This is a genomic window from Gordonia sp. CPCC 205515 (assembly GCF_048537925.1).
In the GTDB taxonomy this organism is placed as follows: domain Bacteria; phylum Actinomycetota; class Actinomycetes; order Mycobacteriales; family Mycobacteriaceae; genus Gordonia.
In genome coordinates, this window is the sequence record NZ_JBCLVJ010000003.1 from 52,446 (window position 1) to 70,838 (window position 18,393).

The window sequence follows — 18,393 nt, forward strand, 5'->3', positions numbered from 1 at the left end:
CAACCCACTGGGCTGATGCGAACCACGCGACTGCCACACGCCGAGGGTCGGCGAAGAGTCAAGACAGAGAGTAGGTCTCAGCGTAGAGTCGCCGCGAACCCGGCGATGTCCGACACCACCCACCGGTTGAGGCGACCCAACGCTGCACGGAAGATCATCTCAGCGCCATGCACGATGCCGGGGTTGGTCCGGCCACGAACCGACACGCCGGCGCGGTTGAGTGCCCGGTAATACGCGAGACCCTCGTCGCGCAGCGGATCGAGTTCGTTGACCGTGATGACATGGGGCGGAAGGCCGTCGAGGTGGGCCGGCGCGGCCCAATACGGCCACGCCAACGGATCCTCCGCGTGCTCACCCGTCGGGTCGTAGGTGGCGACCAGAAGCCCCATCATCGGGCAATCGATGAAGTACCCGTTGTTCTCGATCATTGACGGCAACTCTCGCAACTTTCGCTCGTCGTCCCACAGGTAGCCGCCGCTGACGTACGGCACGCATGCGTAGACCCCGTCGATGGCGTCGAGGAATCCATCGCGCTTGGCGCGCAAGGCGGTAGCCAATGCGAGGTTGGCGCCCCCGGATTCGCCCTGCAGCACAACCGAACTCACACCCAACTCCAAACGATGACGGTGAATCCAGTCGATCGCGCGACAACAGTCGTCGAGTCCACCCGGGAACGGTGTGTTGCCGCCGGGAGCGTAGGCGTTGCGGAAATCGACCGAAATCGCGACCGACCCGGCCGCCGCGATGTCACTGCACCAACGATCGTGTACGCGACTCCGCGTCGGCAGAATCGTCATGCCACCGCCGTGGATATAGACGACGCCAGGTTGCGCAGCCAGCGCACCGTGGCTGCGGTAGATGTGCAGGTCGATCGGCAGCTGATCACCCTGTCCGTTGATGGTGACCGTGGAGATCTCCACCTCGGTCGGGACATCGCCCGGCGCGTCCAGCGGAATCGCACCGTAAAGACCGGTAAACCCCTCATCCGCTGCCCCCACAGCCCCTCGGAGTTCGTCGACGGACATCGCCGAGGGATCCGGTGCGGGCGGACTCGGCTGGTCCAGACCGATGGTGGCCATCAACGCCAGCAGCGCGGGGTCGGTCCTAGGATCCGTGCCGAGGGTCAGACCCGGATCACCCAGTCGACCGGGAGCGGTGTAGCGCGAACTCGTCGATGAACTCATGGTGGCTCCTCATCTGCGAATGTGACGCACATTACTCTGCACGCAGAGCGCTGTGTCCACATCCGCATCCGTGGAGGACTTACGGACCATGAAAGCCCGGCTACGGGACCACGTTCACCATGCGGCCCGGCACCACGATGACCTTGCGCGGTTCGCCGTCGAGCAGGGCGGCGATCTTGTCGTCGGCCAATGCGGCCGCGCGGATGGTCGCCTCGTCGGCGTCGGCTGCCACCGTGATCCGGCTGCGTACCTTGCCCTTGACCTGGATCGGGATCTCGACGGTGTCCTCGACCAGCCACTGCTCATCGGCAACCGGGAACGATCCACGGGCCAGCAGCACCTGCTTGCCGAGCCGATGCCAGAGTTCTTCGGCGATGTGCGGTGCCAGCGGCGCGAGCATGGTGACCAGCGACTCGACCACAGACCGCGGGGCACCACCCGGGTAGGTCTTGGTCAGATGATTGGTCAACTCGGTCAGCTTGGCCACCGCGGTGTTGTTCCGCAGTGCCGAGTAGTCCTCGCGCACACCGGCAATAGTCTTGTTCAGGAGCTTCAAAGTGTCGTCGGACGGAGTCTCATCACCGACTCGCACAGCACCGGTCTCTTCGTCGACGACCAGTCGCCACACACGCTGAAGGAAGCGTTGCGCACCAACGACATCCTTGGTCGCCCAGGGACGCGACTGATCGAGCGGGCCCATGAACATCTCGTAGACGCGGAGGGTGTCGGCGCCGTAGTCACGGCAGATGTCGTCGGGTGCAACGGAATTCTTGAGCGACTTGCCCATCTTTCCGTATTCCTGATTGACCTTCTCACCGTTGTAGAAGAACTTGCCGTCCCGTTCGGTGACCTCTTCGGCCGGCACGTAGACGCCGCGGTCGTCGGTGTACGCGTACGCCTGGATCATGCCCTGGTTGAACAGCTTTCGGTACGGTTCACGGCTCGTCACGTACCCGAGATCGAAGAGCACCTTGTGCCAGAATCGCGAATACAGCAGGTGCAGCACCGCGTGCTCGACGCCGCCGATGTACAGATCGAGACCACCCGGATCGTCGACACCGTGCAGCTCCGGACGCGGACCCATCCAGTAGGCCTCGTTCTCCTTCGCACAGAACGTGTCCTCGTTGGTCGGGTCGATGTAGCGCAGCTGATACCAGGAGCTGCCCGCCCACTGCGGCATGACGTTCGCGTCGCGGGTGTAGGTCTGCAAGCCGTCGCCCAGATCGAGTTCGACGGTCATCCAGTCGGTGGCCTTGGCCAGCGGCGGCGACGGTTCGCTGTCCGCGTCCTCGGGGTCGAAGGAGACCGGCGCGTAGTCTTCCACCTCCGGAAGTTCCACCGGCAGCATCGATTCCGGCAGCGCGTGGGCGACACCGTCGGCGTCGTAGACGATCGGGAACGGCTCGCCCCAGTAGCGCTGACGCGCGAACAGCCAGTCGCGCAACTTGTATTGGATGGTCCCGGTGCCGGCGCCCTTGGCCTCGAGCCATTCGACGATGGCGGCCTTGGCGTCGTCAACCGTCAGTCCGTCGAGGAAGTCGGAGTTCACCGCGGGGCCGTCGCCGATGTAGGCCTCGGTCTCGATGCCCTGCTCGGACCCGATGACCTCACGGATCGGGAGGCCGAACACGGTCGCGAACTCGTAGTCGCGGCCGTCGTGAGCGGGCACCGCCATGATTGCGCCAGTGCCGTAGCCCATCAGTACGTAGTCCGCGATGAAGACCGGGATCTGTTCTCCGTTCACCGGATTCGTGGCGAACGAACCGGTGAAGACGCCGGTCTTCTCCTTGTTCTCCTGGCGCTCGAGATCGGACTTCGCGGCGATCGAGGCGCGGTAGGACTTGATCGCCTCGGCCGGGGACTCGGCTCCACCGGTCCATCGCCCGTCAGTGCCGGCAGGCCACTCGGCCGCGGTGAGGGTGTCGACCAACGAATGCTCGGGCGCCAGCACCATGTACGTGGCGCCGAACAGGGTGTCCGGCCGCGTGGTGAACACCTCTATGGTCTCGCCGCCCGGCGCGGCGAAGGACACCTGGGCACCGCGGGATCGGCCGATCCAGTTGCGCTGCATCGTCTTGACCTTGTCCGGCCAGTCCAGCAGATCCAGGTCGTCGAGCAGCCGGTCGGAGTAGGCGGTGATGCGCATCATCCACTGCCGCAGGTGCTTGCGGAATACCGGGAAGTTGCCGCGGTCGCTGCGCCCATCGGCGGTGACCTCTTCATTGGCCAGCACGGTGCCCAGGCCGGGACACCAGTTGACCAACGAATCACTCTGGTAGACAAGGCGATATGAATCGATGACCACGGCACGATCCGCCGCCGAGAGCGTCCGCCAGTCCCGATCGTCGTCGAGAGCGCGTGCACCGGTATCGAATTCGGCGATCAGCTCGTCGATCGGACGAGCCTTCGAGGCCTCGTCGTCGTACCAGGCGTTGTAGATCTGCAGGAAGATCCACTGGGTCCAGCGATAGAAGTCGACGTCGGTGGTCGCGACCCGGCGACGCTCGTCGTGTCCGAGGCCGAGTCGACGGATCTGGCCGAGGTAGCGCTCGATGTTCGCCTCGGTGGTCGTCCGCGGATGTGTGCCGGTCTGCACCGCGTACTGCTCGGCCGGCAGACCGAACGAGTCGAAGCCCATCGTGTGCAGCACGTTCTTGCCGGTCATCCGCTGATAGCGGGCGAACACGTCGCTGGCGATGAAGCCGAGCGGGTGCCCGACATGCAGCCCGGCGCCCGACGGGTACGGGAACATGTCCTGGATGAACAGCTTGTCCGACGCGTCGGCGGACGCGCCGCCGAATGCGCTCAGATCGCCGGCCAGCGGGCCGACCGGGTTGGGCGATTCATAGGCATGCTGGTCGGCCCAGTTCCGCTGCCATCGCGCCTCGAGCTCGCCGGCGAGCTCCGCGGTGTAGCGGTGGCCGGGCACGGGGGAATCAGCTGAAGTCACCCGACCAGCGTAAATCGTCGGCGAAGTGGTGATCCAATTCGGTCTCCTACGACGTCCGGTCGTATGGTGGTCGCGTGAGTGTTGTGCCTGTCGTCGCCGCCGTGATCGTGTTCGCGTTGGCTGCCGTGTGGGCAGTCGTCGGCGCCCTGGGCCTGAGTCGGCGTCTTCCGCAGAACCGGTGGTTCGGAGTTCGCGCCGATGAGTCGATGCGCTCGGCCGAGGCGTTTACGGTCGCGAACCGGGTCGCCGCGCCAGGGATGCTGGCCGCCGCCGGCCTTCTCGTCCTCAGTGGTGTCCTCACCTTGGGTGTCGGCGGACTGTGGTCGGTTCTGTTCGCCGTGGTCGGCATCGCCGCCGCTCTGTTCATCGTCGGGCTGACCAGCGCTTATGGTGTGCGGGCGGCAGCCGCTGTCCCTGCCGGCGACGACGCGGGCTGCGGATGCTGCTCCGGCGAAACGGCCGACAACGCGGCCCACGATCACGCTCAGTCCGAACCGGCTGCCGACTGCGGCACCAGCAGCTGCGGCGCGTGCTCTCTGCGTGGCGTGTGTTCGAGCGACTCCGCGGAATCCGCGCAGGCCTAGTCGACGGTGTTCGCACCCTTCGCCACTGCCCGCGACCTGCTCAACCGCTCCCCGATCGACGGGTTCATCCTCGCGATCCTGGGTGCGGTCGTCGTCGCATCGATCTTCCCCGCCCGCGGTGTCGCCGCCGACATCCTCGACTGGGTCGTCATCGTCGCGATCGCCTTGCTGTTCTTCCTGTACGGCACGCGCCTGCATCCGCGGGAGGCGCTCGAGGGCCTCAAGCACTGGCGACTGCACCTGATCATCCTGTCGTTCACGTTCGTCGTGTTCCCGATCGTCGGTCTGGCGATCAAACCGCTCACCGAACCGATCATCGGCGACGACCTGTACAACGGGCTGCTGTTCCTGTGCTTGGTGCCGTCGACGGTGCAGTCGTCGATCGCGTTCACGTCGATTGCCCGCGGCAACGTGCCCGGCGCCATCGTCAGTGCCTCGGTGTCGAACATCCTCGGCGTCTTCCTGACACCGCTGCTGGTCGTAACGCTGATGTCGACGACCGGCGGACTGCAGATCGACACTTCCTCGATCCTCAAGATCGTCGCGCAGATCCTGGTGCCGTTCATCCTCGGTCAGCTGGCGCGGCCATGGGTGGGCGGATTCTTCACCCGGCACGCCAAACCGACCAAGCTCGCCGACCGCGGGTCCATCGTCCTCGTCGTCTACGCGGCGTTCAGTGAGGGAGTTCGCGAAGGCATCTGGTCCATGGTGAGCGTCGGCCAGATCATCGCGGTGGCGGTGATCGCACTGGTGATCGTCGTGGTGATGTTGTTCGTCACCCGCTGGGTGCCGCAGCGGGTGGGTTTCAGGCGCGCAGATGTCATCGCGATCCAGTTCTGCGGTACCAAGAAGAGCCTGGCCACCGGCTTGCCGATGGCCACCGTCCTGTTCGCCGGCTCCACGGTGGGCCTGATCGTGCTGCCGCTGATGATCTTCCATCAGATCCAGCTCATCCTCTGCTCGTGGCTGGCGACGCGCTACAGCGTCCACTCTCAGGAAACTTCTGGGTAGACTGCGGCCATGAGTGCCGACAGCCCGACGACGGTCCGCGACACCGGTGATCCCGCGCCCGTTCAGCGCGAGGTCCTCGAGGAACCACCCACCGGCGGCGACCTGGAACGGGCGATCGCCCACCAGGTACGACTGCTCCGCAAGAACGCCGGCTTGTCGGTGGCCGACATGGCCACCAAGGTCGGCATCTCCAAGGCCATGCTGTCGAAGATCGAGAACGCGCAGACCTCCTGCAGCCTGTCGACCCTCGCGCGGCTGGCGGCCGGACTCGACGTCCCGGTCACCTCCCTGTTCCGCGGTGCGGACGTCGAACGGGACGCGGTGTTCACCGAATCCGGCAAGGGTGCGGTCATCGTCGGCCGCGGCACCCGTGTGGGCCACCACTACGAGCTGCTCGGCGCGCTGCGTGGACAGCACAAACGACTGGAACCGGTGCTGGTCACGCTCACCGACGACAGCGAGGTGTTTCCCAGTTTCCAGCATCCGGGCACCGAGTTGCTGTACATGCTCGAGGGCGTCATGGTCTACGGACACGGCAACGCCGAGTACACGCTGCGGCCCGGTGATTCGCTGCTGCTCGACGGTGAAGGCATCCACGGTCCGCACGACCTGGTGCGGCTACCGATCCGCTTCCTGGCGGTGACCGCCTATCCGGACAATCACGGATCGGCGTGACCCGACTACGTGATCGGCGCTGACACCGGCACGTTCACGAAGCTCGGATTCTGCGGATCCAGTTGAATGTGCTGCGGCTTGAGCTGCGACTCGTTCAGCAAGGGCCGCAACGGAAGTCCACGCGGCAGGTTCATCGCGAACACGTCGACGCGCAGCCGATGGCCGGGCTTGATCAGCGCTTCGGTCGGCAGCAAACCGATGTCGACGGCCACCGGTCGACCCGGCACGGCGCGTTGCCGTGACGAGAGGGTCAGCGTGTAGAACGGGTCGATCACGTCGCCGTTGGGCGCGAACTGCGAACGGCTCTTATCGTAGTTCCGCAGCGACACCATCACCTGACCGGAACTGAGCACCTTCGACGTTCCGTCGGGCGCAACATCATTCAGCGTCGCGGTCCAGTAGCCGTCGGTGGCGTCGAGCACCGTGTTCAGCCGTACGTTGCTGTATCCGGACACACTGCGCGTGCGGGTCATCGGCGGTGTGGTGAAGGTGAGTGCGTTGTGCTCGGAGATCCGAGCGTCCTTGGCGCACCACGGGAACAGGGCGGTTGCCCCGGCGGTCTGTTGTGCACCGTCACGGGAACAGAGGGTCAGCACACCCGGCGACACCGTCATCCGGCCATGCGACGCAGGTGCTTTCGTGGTGAGGCTGCCGTCGGCCACCGCATAAGGTGCGGTACCGCTGCGTCGATCACCGAGATAGAGCCGCTGTCGGGCCATGCCCGCCCGCGGGAACTGGTCCGCGGAGATCCAGGCGTCGCCGACCTGCTTGAGCGTGGCTGGCCCATACTTGTCGATTCCGTTGTCAATACCCTTGAGCCACTTGTCGAACCACGCTTTCTGTAGGACGTCGAGGCGCGGCGGTGTGCCGTTGCGGCCGGTCTGGCCACCGCCGATGGTGAGGTGATATCCATCGCCCATCATGAGTTGCTTCTTACCGGGCGGCAGCGGGATCTTGTTGTACATCCGCACTTCGCTGTTGGTGAAGAGATCGAACCAACCGCCGTACAGGAAGGTCGGGGTGGTGATCTTCTCCGCGTTGTCCTGCCAGGACTGCCGCGGTTCGGAACCGTTCTCCAACAAGGCTTTCAGATTGGGTGGCACCGACTTGATGTCCGGGGTGAGCAGTGCCGCGAACAGTTGCGGATAGAAGGTGAACGGATCGGCGACCCGGTCGGCCAACCACTTCCAGTCGAACGTGCCGTTGAGCAACGATCCGACGTTCGGCACCATCTTCGTGGTGTTGACCAGCGTCAGCCACAGCGGCAGGAATCCGACGCCGAGAGCGCCGCCGGGTGCGACGATGTCGCGGAGCAGATCACCGCCGGCCTCCACCGGGAAGATCGCCTTGAGCGCCGCCGGGTTCTTGTTGGCCGCCTGGATCTGGTTGATCGCCGAGTACGAGACGCCGGACATGCCGACCTTGCCGGTCGACCATCGTTGGCGCGCAGCCCAGTTGATGACCTCGACGCTGTCGGCCTGCTCGCGGCTCTGGAAGACGTCCCACTTGCCCTGAGAGAATCCGGTACCGCGCACGTCGACGACGATCTGGGTGTAGCCGCTGCGGACGAGGTCGTAGTCGACCGCAAAGTTGCGGGCACCGCCGTCGCGGGCGGTGTTGGTGAGTTCGGTGATGTCGGCGAGACCCTTGATGGGTGTGGCGACCTGACCGATCGCGGTGACCAGTTGGATCAGGAACGGTCCGAGCACCGGATGCTGGGTGACCTCGGCGGCGACCGCGGTGATCAGCTTCGTGTACGGCATCATGTTCACCACGGTCGGCGTCTTGGTGGTGACCGCTCGCCCGTTGCGGTCCGCGGGCCGATAGATGTTGGCGCGCAACACCGTTCCGTCGCTCATCCGGATGGGCACGTCCCAGGTGATGGCCACCCCCGCGTACGGATGCGGGCCGTCGTGCGACCCCGCCCATCGTTTGGCGGGTGCACCGCCGGAGACCCCGAGGGTCGTGGCGCCGGCGGGCGCGACCCCGATCACCATGGTCAGCGTCAACAACACACCGACAAAAGCCGAAACGAATCCCACCCGCACGCCGAACCCCCCGTTCGCGAACGTCGATCCGTACTGGACCGAGCGTCCCAAAAGGTAGCAGATCAGGTGGCGTGCGTCACGCTTTAGCCGAACGTCAGTTCCGGCTCACGTCCAGCGGGTGGGTCGCCAGCATCGGCAGCGGCCACGGTTGGCGGCGCAGCACCTCCGCCCACAGGTCCGCGGCGGGCGGCGCCAGCAGATCCCGCGGGAGCGCCGACGCGAGCAGCCAGCTGTCCTGTTCGAGCTCGCCGTCGAGCTGCCCCATCCCCCACCCGGCGTAACCGGCGAAGATGCGCACGCCTTCGAGTACCGCATCGAGTTCTTCGGGATCGCCGTCGAGGTCGACCATCACGACCCGACCGTCGACCGGTCGGAGTGCCTCGATGCCGTCGATCGAGGCACCGGGTTTGACCACCCCGAGGCAGAGCGCCGAGTCCTGTTTGACCGGACCGCCGACAAACAGCGCGCGGGGTGACGCGGCGAGATCGGTCCACTGCGGAAGGAGGTTGTGTACCGCGGTCTGACTCATCCGGTTGATGACGACGCCGAGGCTGCCGCCGTCGTTGTGCTCCATGATGTAGACGACGCTGCGCGCGAAGGTCGGTTCGAGCAGATCGGTGGAGGCGAGCAGCAGGGTTCCGGGCCGCACCCGACCGACAGGGGACGCCTCCTGCGAATACGCCTCGGGGGTGGGTTCGTCTGGTTCGTCGCCGCCGGCCACCTACCCATCATCGCATGGCGGCGCCGGTCCGGTCGGTAGTCTGGATCGGTGATATCCGAGTCGGCGCACGGGACTCCCGGACTACGGGGATTCGCTCGTTCGTTACGACACTCCCCCGGTCTCGGTCGCCTGCTGGCGGTTCGCCTGACGAGTCAGATCACCGACGGCGTGTTCCAGGCGTCACTGTTCGGGGCGATCCTGTTCAACCCGGAACGGCACTCCGATCCACTGGCCATCGCCGGCGGCCTCGCCGTTCTGCTGCTGCCGTACTCGGTCATCGGTCCGTTCGCCGGCGCGCTCCTCGATCACTGGGATCGACGGGCCGTGCTGATGTACGCCAACCTGCTTCGCGCGGTGTTGATCGGTCTTGTCGCACTGTCCATCGCGTCCGGCGCCGCCGACACCGTCGTGCTGATCGGCGCGCTCGCGGTGACCGGGGCGTCGCGATTCGTCGCGTCCGGACTGTCGGCCGGTCTGCCCCACGTCGCGCACCGCGACGTCATCGTCGCCACCAACGCGTTGTTCACCACGCTGGGCGCCGGGATGCTCGCGGTCGGCGCCGGCGTCGCGGCGCTGCTACGTGCGCTGTTCGGACCCGACAACCTCGGCAGCGCGCTGACGACCCTCGGCGGGGTGGTGATCGCGCTGATCGCCGCCGGTGTCGCGCACGGCTTCGCCCGGCTGGCGTTGGGCCCCGATCACCCCGACGACCCGGGCAGTTCCGCCGGCCACGCGGTGGCGGTCGGCATGCTGCACGGGGTGCGGGCGGTCGCAGGATCGCGGACGGTATCGGCGGCGCTCTCCGCGATCGGCGCGCACCGGCTGGTGTTCGGGATGAACACGCTGATGCTGCTGGTACTCAGCAAGCACACCGGTGGCGGCGACGGCCTCGCCAGTGTCGGGCTGGTCGCCGGCTTCACCGCCGGCGGCGCACTGCTCGCCGCCCTGGTGACGCCGTATTCGGTGGAGCGATTCGGGCGGCGGACCACCCTGGTGACGGCGCTGATCATCGGTGCGATCGCCGAACTCGCCCTGCTCAGTTTTCAGATCGCCGTGATCTGCGCAGCGGCTTTCGTGCTCGGGCTCATCGGGCAAACCGCCAAGTTGTGCGGCGACGTCGCCATGCAGGTCGACATCGCCGACGAGGTGCGCGGACAGGTCTTCTCCGTGCAGGACGCGGTGTTCAACATCGCCTATGTCGGGGCGGTCACGGTCGCCGCGCTGGTGGTTCCCTACGACGGGCATTCGCTCGGCCTGCCGATCCTCGGCACTGTGCTCTACCTCGTCGGCGCCGTCGTCGTACGACTCATGCACACACCGCATCGCGCGCCCGGACTCACTGGCGACCCGCACCGAATTTCGGTGAATCATCGTCATAACTGACGTCCGCCCGCCCGTCCCCGTTCTCGTCGACGAGCACCCGATCGAAGCGGCCATCACCGTCCTCGTCGACATAGAGGCGTTGCGCCACCGGCACTCCCGCCCGCCGCGTACCGCGCAGTTCGATGTCCGGCCGCCCGTCGCGGTCGAGATCGGCAGACCGCGCCACCGCGTCGGGGTGCTTCTCCGCCGCGGGCTCGGGCGGGCCTGCCGGGCCGGTTCCGGGGGCGGCCGCCGCGGGTCGATCGGCAGGCACCCCCCACACTCCTGACCCGGTGTCCCGATAGAACGCGTCGGGCCGTCCGTCGTCGTCGATGTCGAGAGCCGCGAGGTCCGCGGTACCGTCACCGTCGATGTCCCACATGGCGTCATCGCGGTGCCCATCTCCGTCGAAATCGAGCCGGACCGCGTCCGCGGTACCGTCGCCGTCGAGGTCCGCATCGCCGGCCGACACCCACGATGTCGTGTGTCCGTCGCCGGTCCCGAACAGGTACTCGATTGCGGAATCCACACTGATTCGACGCACCACCGGACGATTCGGTTCCATCCGGTAGGTTCACAAGGTGTGTACGTGAGCGAACTGGGTGAACAGTGGCATCGCGCTCGACTCCGTCCCGAACTCGTGCATCTGGACTCGGCGTCGGCGGGCCGCTCATCGAACGCCGTGATCGGCACCATCTCCGCGCATCTGTGGCGCGAGACCGAACGCGGTTCCTACATCGCCGCCGACGACCGGGCCGACGAGATCGCCCGGGATACCCGTGATCTCGCCTCGCTGATCGGGCACACCTCAGATGAGCTGACCTTCCGGGAGAGCGCCCGCGCGGCTCTGCGCGGCCTCCTCACATACTGGAACCTGCCGATCTCCTCGACGGTGTGGGTGGCCAAGAACGAGTTCGGGCCCAACCTCGTAGAGTTCGAGCGCCGCGGCTACGCGGTACGGCCGCTACCCGACGCCGACCTCGCCGGCCACGTCGACACCGACGCGCTGGAGAACATGCTGCAGTTCGAGCAGCCCGACTTCATCCACGTCTGCCATGTCGGATCCGCGTCGGGCGCCGTGCAACCCGTGACCCGGATCGTGGAACTCGCGCATGCCGCCGGAGTGCCGGTGGTCGTCGACATGGCGCAGGCCGCCGGTCACGTGCCGACCGTCACCGGCGCCGACGTCGTCTACGGCACCAGCCGCAAGTGGCTGACCGGACCGCGCGGCGTCGGGTTCGTCGCGGTGCGCCGCGACGCGCTGCGGCCGGTGAAGATCGAGAGTTCCGAGGCGTTCGTCGCCGGCCGGCTGGGCTTGGGGATGGCAGTGTCGGAGGTGCTGGCGATCGGCCAGCAGCGGGTGTTCCGGGAGTTGGCAGCGATCGGCCGATACACCCGGGAACGCCTTGACGGCATCGGCAGTTGGGAGGTGCTCGAACCCGTCGACGAGCCGTCGGCGATCACCACCCTGGCACCGCCCCCGGGCTGGCAGACATCCGACGTCGCCGCCGCCCGGGACAAGTTGTTCTCCCTGGGGATCCTGGTGACCTGTGCCGATTCCTGGCGGGCGCCGCTGGCCACCGAGCAGTCGGTCCTCCGCATCAGCCCACACCTCGACGTCGAACGCGATGAGTTGGACAAGCTCGCCGACGCGCTGCGGACGATGGGTTACTGACCCCGGCTCACCGCGTCGTTTCGGTCAGCGTCGACGCGACGATCTCCTCCACGGCTGCTCGGGCGAGCGCCGCATCGGCGTCGACCAGACCGAGTCGGGTACGGCGGTGCAGTACGTCGTCGGCGGTCAACGCCCCCTCGTGGGTGACCGCGAACTCGACCTCCGCACGCGTGACGCCGAGGCTACCGGCGATGGGCGCCAACGGATCTCGCAACCGCGCAGTCGCCACCACCTTGGTCGCCTCGGCACCGTAGCGCGCGACCATGGATTGCGGAATCCCCGGCTGCGCACCGATATCGGCGGCACCGACCAGCGGCGTCGATGCGGTGACACACGGACCGGCACGCAGGCCGCCGACGCGAACCGCGGCGTCGGTCGCATCCTGGGCCATGCGCCGGTAGGTCGTGAGTTTGCCACCCAGCACGCTGATCAGTCCGTCATCGACACGTACCTGATGCCGTCGCGAGACATCCGCCAGATCACCGGTGCCCGAGTCGCTTTCCTCAGAGGTGGGGTCGACGAGGGGGCGCAGGCCGGAGTAGGTGCCGCGAATGTCGTTGCGCGCCAACCGCTGGTCGAGCGCACGGTTGATGGCGTCGAGCAGGAAATCGATCTCGTCGTCGGTGGCGCTCGGAACGTCGGGGATCGGGCCGGGCGCGTCGACATCGGTGAGTCCGACATACACCCGGCCGAGTTGCCCGGGCAGGGCGAACACGAAGCGTCCGCCGTTTGCGTCCAGCGGGACCATCAGCGCACCGGTGGGGTGCCCGAAGGCGGCCTCGTCGAACACCAGATGGGTGCCGCGACTCGGGCGCACCCGTAACGTCGGCTGCACGGTACCCGCCCAGACGCCGGTGGCGTTGACGACCGTCCGCGCGGACACGGTGATGCTCTCCCCGGTGCGCGAATCTGTCAGTCGCGCACCGGTTCCGGTGACCTCGTCGGCACGGCAGTAGGTGCAGAACGACGCCCCGAACGCCGCGGCGGTCCGCGCCACCGCGATCACCAGCCGTGCGTCGTCGACGAGTTGGCCGTCGGCACCCAGCATCGCACCACGCAACCGATGTCGCGATACCGCGGGGCACAGACGCGCTGCCTCGTCGGCCGAAATACGTTGTGGCCGAGGCAAAATGGATTGAGGTGTGCGTGCCACTCGGCGTAGCAGGTCGCCGGCGACCAGGCCGGAACGGATCATGGCCGCCGTGCGCCTCGAGTCGATCTCCGGAATTACTTGCGGCAGTGGGTGAATCAGATGTGGTGCGATGGTGGTCAGCAGGTGATGACGCTCGACGGCACTCTCGTAGGCGATTCCCACCTGCCCGGACGCGAGATAGCGCAGCCCCCCGTGCACCAGCTTGCTGCTCCACCGCGAGGTACCGAACGCGAGATCGTGGGCCTCGACGAGCGCGACCCGCAGCCCGCGTGTGGCCGCGTCAAGTGCCACGCCGGTACCGGTGATCCCGCCGCCGATCACCAGCATGTCGAGCGGCCGGTTCGCCTCGGCGAGCTCGGTCAGCGCTGCGGCCCGACGATGCGCGTCGAGGACGGTCATCCGGCGTCCGGGAGTTCGCCGGGCTTGCGGAGGTAGCCCGACAACATCTGCCGCAGTTCGATACTCCAGTCGTCACCCAGGATGGAGTCGACCAGTGCGCGCGACTGGACGGCGGTCTGCGTCATGAGCAGGATCATCGCGCCCATCTTCTCCGGGTTCCCATCCCGGATTTCGCCGCGATCCTGGCCGCGCGCAACGATTTCCGAGAGCATCTTCAGGACTCCCAGTTGGCTGGTGCCCAGACGATCGAACACATAGGGCGTCATGAACTCGCGCTGCTCCCGCCACAACGCCGCGACCAGATCGTCGTCGCGAAGTGCGGTCGCGACCCGCACGATCTGATCGATGGTGGCGTCGAGATCGTCGGTGTGCAGCGGAGTGGCCTCGGTGACGACCGCGATGACGCCGAGCACCTCTCGGGTCAGCAGGGCCCGGATGATCTCGGACATGTCCGGCCACCGTCGATAGACCGTCGGACGGCTCACCCCGGCCTCGCGTGCGACCTCCGCGACGGTCACCCTCCGGCCGTCGTTGCGTACCAGACACCGTCGTGCGGCATCCAGCACCTGGTCACCGATGTCCACGTTACAGATTGACATGATGTGTAAAACTGTATCCCATGGGCACCTCGTCCCACCCCGGTTTCGTTCGGCACGTCACCGTGCTGGCCAACCCGCACGCCCGGCGCGGGTCGGGCCGGGCAGTGGCGACGCGGGTGGTCGCCGGTCTGGGTGCGCGAGGCGTCGATGTGGAGTTTCTGGTCGGCACCGATGCGGCCGACGCCGCAGACCTGGCCGCCAAGACCTGCAGCGGATCCACCGACGTGCTGGTCGTGGTCGGCGGCGACGGTAGCGTGCGGCTCGCGGTCGAGGCGGCCTTCGGCACCGACACGCCGATCGGCATCATCCCGGCCGGCACCGGCAATGACGTCGCCCGCAATCTCGACATCCCGCTCCACGACATCGACGCCGCGATCGACGTGGTGGTGCGTGGCCGGCGACGCACCGTCGACCTGGGTCGCGTGACCTTCCCCGATGGCCGGTCGGCATTGTTCTGCACCGTCGCCGCCACCGGTTTCGATGCCTCGGTCACCGCGCGAGCCCTCGAAATGTCCTGGCCGACAGGACAATCCCGGTACACGGTGGCCGCGCTGCGCGAACTGCTCGGCCTGCGGGCCCGGCACTATCAGGCGCGCGTCGACGACGCCGAACTCGAGGACGATCTGGTGTTCGTCGCGATCGGCAACACCACCTCCTACGGCGGCGGCATGCAGATCACCCCGGCCGCGTCTATGACCGACGGCCTGCTCGACGTGACCATTGCGACGTTTCCGTCTCGCTTTGCCCGGCTCACCACCGCCCGCGTGTTCCCGAAGGTGTTCTCCGGTAAGCACATCGCCCACCCGATGGTACGCACGATGCGCGGTCGGGAGATCGAACTGTATTGCGATCCACCGGCACTCGTATCGATCGATGGCGACCTGGTGGGCGAGTTGCCTGCGGTGTTCGAGGCGGTCCCGGACGCCGCGACCATCCTGACTCCGACGTCGCGGTAGTCGCTCCCAGGCGAACGTGCCGAAGTCCGTCCCGAAACACGCGGCGGTTCCCTACGCTGAAGTCGTGTCGGAACTCGAAAGCTCGGCGAACGAAGCGTCCCTGTTCGGTCGGGCGCACGCCCAGATCACCGAGAATCGCCTGAGCACCCTGGGCGGCTTGGTCCGGAGTAAACCGCCACTCACCCAGGACTCGATCACCGTCGTCGACCAGCCGATGCTCAAGCGGGCGATCGCCGCGTCGGCGCTCGGAAACACGATGGAGTGGTTCGACTTCGGGATCTACGGCTATCTCGCCGTCACTCTCGGCAAGGTCTTCTATCCGGATGCCTCCGACATCGCACAGCTGCTCGCGACGTTCGGGACCTTCGCGGCCGCGTTCCTCGTCCGACCGCTCGGTGGGTTCTTCTTCGGTCCGCTCGGGGACCGCATCGGCCGGCAGAAGGTACTGGCGACGACGATGATCATGATGGCGATGGGTACCTTCGCCGTCGGTCTGATCCCGTCCTACGCCAGCATCGGTATCTGGGCGCCGATCCTGTTGCTGACGGCGCGCATGGTCCAGGGCTTCTCCACCGGCGGCGAGTATGGCGGCGCAACCACGTTCATCGCCGAGTACTCCCCCGACGCCCGGCGCGGATTCCTCGGTAGCTGGCTGGATTTCGGCACCTTCATCGGCTACTCGCTCGGTTCGGCCCTCGTCACCATCCTCACCGCCGCTCTCGGCGCCGACGCGATGACCGAATGGGGCTGGCGCATACCGTTTCTCATCGCCGGTCCGATGGGACTGATCGGGCTCTACCTGCGGCTGAAACTGGAGGACAGCCCCGCGTATCTGCGCCAGCTCGAGCAGCACGACGAGAAGGTGAAGGCTGCCTCGGATATGGGGCACGAGATCGGTTCGGTGTTCGTCAAGTTCTGGCGTCCGTTGCTGGTGTGTATGGGGCTGGTGATCCTCTACAACGTCACCAATTACATGATCACCGGCTTCCTGCCGACCTACCTCACCGAGGCAATCGGGCGGAGCGAGCTCAGCGCGGATCTGCTGGTGCTGGTGTCGATGCTGGTCGTCGTCGTGCTGATCGTGTTCGTGGGCAGACTCAGTGACCGTATCGGGCGCCGACCGATCTTCGCCGCGGCCGCAGTGCTGCAGATCATCCTGGCCGTGCCGTGTTTCATCCTGTTCGGCGTGGACAACCTCTGGGGACCCCTGATCGCGTGCGTCATCTTCGGCGTCCTGCTGGCGTGCTTCGCCGCGCCCACCGCGTCGACCTTGCCGTCGCTGTTCCCCACCGCAGTGCGCTACGGCGCGCTGTCGATCGGCTTCAACATCGCGGTGTCGCTGTTCGGCGGTACCACACCGTTGTTCACGTCCGCGCTGATCGGCGCCACCGACAACAACCTCGTGCCGGGCTTCTACCTCGTCGCCAGCAGCATCATCGGCCTGATCGCGGTGTTCTACCTGCGCGAGTCGGCCGGCCAGCCGTTGCCCGGGTCGCCACCTCAGGTGGACACGCCCGCCGAGGCCGCCGAGACCTACGCCGCGGCCCGCAAGGCCGCCTCGGCGATGGAGTGAGTGGGGCGATGGAGTGAGCGATCAGCCGCGCTGACTCCACCACTCCCGCAACGCCTCTTCGGCGTCCTCTCGGGACAGGGGCCCGCGGTCGAGCCGCAGCTCCTTCAGATACCGCCATGCCTCCCCGACGACCGGGCCGGCCGGGATGCCGAGCAGCTCCATGATCGCGTTGCCGTCGAGGTCGGGTCGCACCCGGTCGAGGTTCTCGGCCGCCTTCAGGTCGGCGATCCGGTGTTCGAGATGGTCGTAGTTCTCCTGCAACCGCCGCGCCCGGCGCCGGTTGCGGGTGGTGCAGTCGGCCCGCACCAACTTGTGTAGTCGCTCCAGTAGCGGCCCGGCGTCGGTCACGTAGCGACGCACCGCCGAATCGGTCCACGCGCCGTCGCCGTAACCGTGGAAGCGTAGATGCAGGAACACCAACTGCGAGACGTCGTCGACGACGGCCTTCGGATACTTCAGTGCCCGCATCCGCTTGCGGACGAGTTTGGCGCCGACCACCTCGTGGTGATGGAAACTGACGCCGCCCCCCGCTTCGTGGCGGCGGGTCGCCGGCTTACCGATGTCGTGCAGCAGCGCCGCCCACCGCAGGATGAGGTCCGGGTCGGACTCCTCGAGGTCGATCGCCTGCCGCAGCACGGTCAGCGAATGCTGGTAGACGTCCTTGTGCTGATGATGTTCGTCGATGGTCAGTTTCATGCCGGGCACCTCCGGCAGCACCCGTTCGGCGAGACCGGTGTCCACCAGCAGGTCGATGGCCTCGAGCGGGTGCTCCCCGAGGATCAGTTTGTCGAGCTCGGTGCGGACGCGTTCGGCGGTGATGCGCTCGATCTGGCCCGCCATCGAGGTCATTGCGTCCTGCACTCGCGGCGCGACGCGGAATCCGAGTTGGGAGACGAAACGCGCGGCGCGCAGCATCCGCAGCGGATCGTCGTCGAAGGACGACTGGGGCGTCGCGGGGGTGTCGATGACCCCGGCCAGCAGCGCAGTCATCCCGTCGAGCGGATCGCAGAACTCGGCGGGTCCGGTGGCGTCGACGCGGACGGCCATCGCGTTGATGGTGAAGTCGCGACGCACCAGGTCGTCGTCGAGGGAGTCGCCGAACACCACCTCGGGATTGCGGCCGACGCGATCGTAGGCGTCCGAACGGTAGGTGGTGATCTCGATCGCGGCGTTGCCCTTGCGGGCGCTGACCGTGCCGAACTCGATCCCGGTGTCCCACTGTGCGTCGGCCCACCCCGACATCAACGCGGCGACCTGGTCGGGGCGGGCGTCGGTGGTGAAGTCCAGGTCGTTGCCCAGGCGGCCCAGCACGGCGTCGCGGACCGACCCCCCCACCAGGAACAGTTCGTGGCCGGCGTCGGCGAAGAGCGCGCCCAGCGGCATCAGAATGTCCGACAGCTCCCGTAGGGTCACTGCCGCGGCCGCCAACAGGCGGGTACGGCGTTCGGGGTCGGTCACGGCATGACAGCCTATCGTCCGAACCGCTGCGCGTGCCCCGTCGGG

15 protein-coding genes are annotated in these 18,393 nt (G+C 67.0%); 7 read left to right on the forward strand and 8 right to left on the reverse strand.

Annotated elements, in window-relative coordinates; genetic code table 11:
• Positions 1–77: 77 nt before the first annotated feature.
• A complete protein-coding gene (locus AAFP30_RS04780) occupies positions 78–1,184 on the reverse strand; it encodes an alpha/beta hydrolase fold domain-containing protein (protein ID WP_419228723.1) in 1,107 nt (368 codons plus the stop codon).
• Positions 1,185–1,284: 100 nt separating this feature from the next.
• Positions 1,285–4,134, reverse strand: a complete 2,850-nt coding sequence (leuS, locus tag AAFP30_RS04785; RefSeq protein WP_419228724.1) for a leucine--tRNA ligase — start codon at positions 4,132–4,134, stop codon at positions 1,285–1,287.
• 74 nt (positions 4,135–4,208) lie between these two features.
• Here leuS and AAFP30_RS04790 point away from each other — a divergent pair, with 74 nt between their 5' ends.
• Genes AAFP30_RS04790 through AAFP30_RS04800 form a run of 3 tightly spaced genes read left to right on the forward strand, consistent with a single transcriptional unit; the run spans position 4,209 to position 6,404 of the window.
• Positions 4,209–4,718 (forward strand): SdpI family protein, encoded by a 510-nt coding sequence (locus tag AAFP30_RS04790; protein ID WP_419228725.1) that lies wholly within the window; start codon positions 4,209–4,211, stop codon positions 4,716–4,718.
• 6 nt (positions 4,719–4,724) lie between these two features.
• Entirely contained in the window at positions 4,725–5,729 is a 1,005-nt protein-coding gene (locus tag AAFP30_RS04795; RefSeq protein WP_419228726.1) for a bile acid:sodium symporter family protein, read from the forward strand.
• A 9-nt stretch (positions 5,730–5,738) separates the two neighbouring features.
• On the forward strand, positions 5,739–6,404 hold the full coding sequence (locus tag AAFP30_RS04800) for a helix-turn-helix domain-containing protein (protein WP_419228727.1): 666 nt from the start codon (positions 5,739–5,741) through the stop codon (positions 6,402–6,404).
• Between the two features lie 5 nt (positions 6,405–6,409).
• On the opposite strand, the gene AAFP30_RS04805 is transcribed toward AAFP30_RS04800, so the two are convergent.
• A complete protein-coding gene (locus AAFP30_RS04805; RefSeq protein ID WP_419228815.1) occupies positions 6,410–8,401 on the reverse strand; it encodes a CocE/NonD family hydrolase in 1,992 nt (663 codons plus the stop codon).
• A gap of 145 nt (positions 8,402–8,546) precedes the next feature.
• Positions 8,547–9,173, reverse strand: coding sequence for a YqgE/AlgH family protein (locus AAFP30_RS04810; RefSeq protein WP_419228728.1), 627 nt, complete (start codon positions 9,171–9,173; stop codon positions 8,547–8,549).
• A 48-nt stretch (positions 9,174–9,221) separates the two neighbouring features.
• Between AAFP30_RS04810 and AAFP30_RS04815 the strand changes: the two genes are divergently transcribed.
• The gene (locus tag AAFP30_RS04815) at positions 9,222–10,556 is read left to right on the forward strand and encodes an MFS transporter (protein WP_419228729.1); all 1,335 of its coding nucleotides are present in this window, start codon (positions 9,222–9,224) and stop codon (positions 10,554–10,556) included.
• On the opposite strand, the gene AAFP30_RS04820 is transcribed toward AAFP30_RS04815, so the two are convergent.
• Positions 10,510–11,079, reverse strand: coding sequence for a hypothetical protein (locus AAFP30_RS04820; protein ID WP_419228730.1), 570 nt, complete (start codon positions 11,077–11,079; stop codon positions 10,510–10,512). The two genes, AAFP30_RS04815 and AAFP30_RS04820, sit on opposite strands and share 47 nt — an antisense overlap.
• A gap of 39 nt (positions 11,080–11,118) precedes the next feature.
• Here AAFP30_RS04820 and AAFP30_RS04825 point away from each other — a divergent pair, with 39 nt between their 5' ends.
• Positions 11,119–12,210 (forward strand): aminotransferase class V-fold PLP-dependent enzyme, encoded by a 1,092-nt coding sequence (locus AAFP30_RS04825; protein WP_419228731.1) that lies wholly within the window; start codon positions 11,119–11,121, stop codon positions 12,208–12,210.
• 7 nt (positions 12,211–12,217) lie between these two features.
• On the opposite strand, the gene AAFP30_RS04830 is transcribed toward AAFP30_RS04825, so the two are convergent.
• On the reverse strand, positions 12,218–13,762 hold the full coding sequence (locus AAFP30_RS04830; RefSeq protein WP_419228732.1) for a glycerol-3-phosphate dehydrogenase/oxidase: 1,545 nt from the start codon (positions 13,760–13,762) through the stop codon (positions 12,218–12,220).
• A complete protein-coding gene (locus AAFP30_RS04835; protein WP_419228733.1) occupies positions 13,759–14,361 on the reverse strand; it encodes a TetR/AcrR family transcriptional regulator in 603 nt (200 codons plus the stop codon). The genes AAFP30_RS04830 and AAFP30_RS04835 overlap by 4 nt, the downstream gene beginning before the upstream one ends.
• A 20-nt stretch (positions 14,362–14,381) precedes the next feature.
• Here AAFP30_RS04835 and AAFP30_RS04840 point away from each other — a divergent pair, with 20 nt between their 5' ends.
• Together AAFP30_RS04840 and AAFP30_RS04845 are read left to right on the forward strand one after the other, a co-directional pair.
• Positions 14,382–15,317 (forward strand): YegS/Rv2252/BmrU family lipid kinase, encoded by a 936-nt coding sequence (locus AAFP30_RS04840; protein ID WP_419228734.1) that lies wholly within the window; start codon positions 14,382–14,384, stop codon positions 15,315–15,317.
• 139 nt (positions 15,318–15,456) lie between these two features.
• Entirely contained in the window at positions 15,457–16,890 is a 1,434-nt protein-coding gene (locus AAFP30_RS04845; protein WP_419228816.1) for an MFS transporter, read from the forward strand.
• A 21-nt stretch (positions 16,891–16,911) separates the two neighbouring features.
• Here AAFP30_RS04845 and AAFP30_RS04850 read toward each other — a convergent pair whose 3' ends face one another.
• Positions 16,912–18,348 carry a CCA tRNA nucleotidyltransferase gene (locus AAFP30_RS04850; protein ID WP_419228735.1) on the reverse strand — a complete coding sequence of 479 codons (1,437 nt, stop codon included), beginning with the start codon at positions 18,346–18,348 and terminating at the stop codon, positions 16,912–16,914.
• Positions 18,349–18,393 lie beyond the last annotated feature (45 nt).

Bases quoted from the DNA above. Each gene is read 5' to 3' on its own strand.
- AAFP30_RS04780 (WP_419228723.1), bottom strand. From the start codon at position 1,184: ATGAGTTCATCGACGAGTTCGCGCTACACCGCTCCCGGTCGACTGGGT.
- AAFP30_RS04800 (WP_419228727.1), top strand. From the start codon at position 5,739: ATGAGTGCCGACAGCCCGACGACGGTCCGCGACACCGGTGATCCCGCG.
- AAFP30_RS04805 (WP_419228815.1), bottom strand. From the start codon at position 8,401: ATGGTGATCGGGGTCGCGCCCGCCGGCGCCACGACCCTCGGGGTCTCC.
- AAFP30_RS04830 (WP_419228732.1), bottom strand. From the start codon at position 13,762: ATGACCGTCCTCGACGCGCATCGTCGGGCCGCAGCGCTGACCGAGCTC.
- AAFP30_RS04835 (WP_419228733.1), bottom strand. From the start codon at position 14,361: ATGTCAATCTGTAACGTGGACATCGGTGACCAGGTGCTGGATGCCGCA.
- AAFP30_RS04840 (WP_419228734.1), top strand. From the start codon at position 14,382: ATGGGCACCTCGTCCCACCCCGGTTTCGTTCGGCACGTCACCGTGCTG.